General features: G+C 59.2%; 1 protein-coding gene. It reads left to right on the forward strand.

Going from position 1 to position 475, the window contains the following annotated elements; all coding sequences use genetic code 11:
* A partial coding sequence (locus H6B10_RS15305) for an MATE family efflux transporter (protein ID WP_204652340.1) occupies positions 1-475 on the forward strand: 475 nt, incomplete at both ends.

Genomic DNA, 475 nt, shown 5'->3' on the forward strand with positions numbered 1-475 from the left:
GGCGGCGCCGCCTACCTGAGCCTGAAACTGGGCGAAAAAGATGTGGAAAACGCACGGCGCGGCGTAGGCAATGCCATCGCCATGGTGGTGCTGGTCAGTGTGGTACTCACGGCGGTGTTCCTGGTCTTTCTGGACCCGGTGCTGACGCTGTTCGGCGCTACCGATGTGCTGCGTCCCTACGCGCTGGAATACGGGGTTGTCATCGGCCTGGGGTTGCCCTTCATGATGATCCCAGCGGCTGTCAATGCCATGATCCGCGCCGACGGCAGCCCCAAATATGCCATGATGTCCATGGTGCTGGGTGCAGTCATCAATACGGTGTTTGACCCCATTTTTATCTTTGGATTCCACATGGGGGTGCGCGGCGCCGCCATTGCCACCGTTATGGGGCAGGTGGCTACCTTTATTGTGTCTGTGGTGTATTTGTTCCGGTTCAAGAACTTCCGCATCGCGCTGGGGGATCTGCGTTTGCGCC

Origin of the sequence: Gemmiger formicilis (assembly GCF_016901605.1) — a bacterium.
Classification (GTDB): domain Bacteria; phylum Bacillota; class Clostridia; order Oscillospirales; family Ruminococcaceae; genus Gemmiger; species Gemmiger formicilis_B.